Here is a 1046-nt window from a genome sequence, read left to right on the forward strand (position 1 = left end):
CCGTGGTAGTGCGGCAGGTCGAGCGGCGGCACAGGGAAGCCACCGGCCGTCGGCTCCTCGGACAGTTGCTCGAACTCGGCGTCCACCTGTGCCTTGCGCTCCTCCTTGCGCCGCTGGTTGACGGTGTCGAACCGCATCCAGATGGCCAGCGCGCAGATCACGATGACCACGCCGAGCCCGATGCCGACCGTGGTGTTGCCCTCGTTGACGACCACGTTGCGCACCGCGGCCACCAGCATGATCCAGGCCAGGTTGACCGGGATCAGCACCTTCCATCCCAGCGACATGAGCTGGTCGTAGCGCACGCGGGGCAGCGAGGCGCGCACCCACACGATGAAGCAGAAGGTGAGTACGAACTTGATGAAGAACCACAGCACCGGCCACCAGCCCTGGTTGGCACCCTCCCACAAGGAGATCGGGTACGGCGCCCGCCAGCCGCCCAGGAACAGGGTGACGGCGATGCCCGAGGCGGTGAAGGTGTGCAGGTACTCGCCCATCATGATGAGGGCGAACTTCAGCGACGAGGAGTACTCGGTCTGGAAGCCGCCGACCAGCTCGCCCTCGCCCTCGGGCAGGTCGAACGGGATACGGGCGGCCTCGCCGAACATGCAGACCACGTAGACCAGGAACGACGGGATGAGCAGCACCGCGAACCAGGTCTGCTCCTGCGCCTTGACGATCTCGGACGTCGACAGCGTGCCGGCGAACAGGAAGATGGCCACGAACGACAGGCCCATCGCGATCTCGTAGGAGACCACCTGGGCCGCCGAACGCAACCCGCCCAGCAGCGCGTACGGCGAACGCGACGACCACCCGGCCAGCACCACGCCGTAGACCGACACCGCGCCCATGGCCAGCATGAACAGCACCGCCACCGGCAGGTCCACCAGTTGCAGCGGCGTCTCGACGCCGAACAGGTTCACCATCGGCCCGAACGGCACGATCGAGAAGGCCAGGAACGCCGGCACCACCATGATCACGGGCGCGAGCAGGTAGAGCACCTTGTCCACGGTCCGCGGGAAGATGTCCTCCTTCAGCCCCATCTT

The 1046-nt window shown here is 66.5% G+C and carries 1 protein-coding gene; it reads right to left on the reverse strand.

Annotation, left to right across the window (positions count from 1 at the left end):
• On the reverse strand, window positions 1-1046 hold a 1046-nt coding region (gene nuoH / locus FAF44_RS53305), incomplete at both ends, for an NADH-quinone oxidoreductase subunit NuoH (RefSeq protein WP_237111138.1).

The sequence above is a fragment of the Nonomuraea sp. MG754425 genome (assembly GCF_021699195.1).
In the GTDB taxonomy this organism is placed as follows: domain Bacteria; phylum Actinomycetota; class Actinomycetes; order Streptosporangiales; family Streptosporangiaceae; genus Nonomuraea.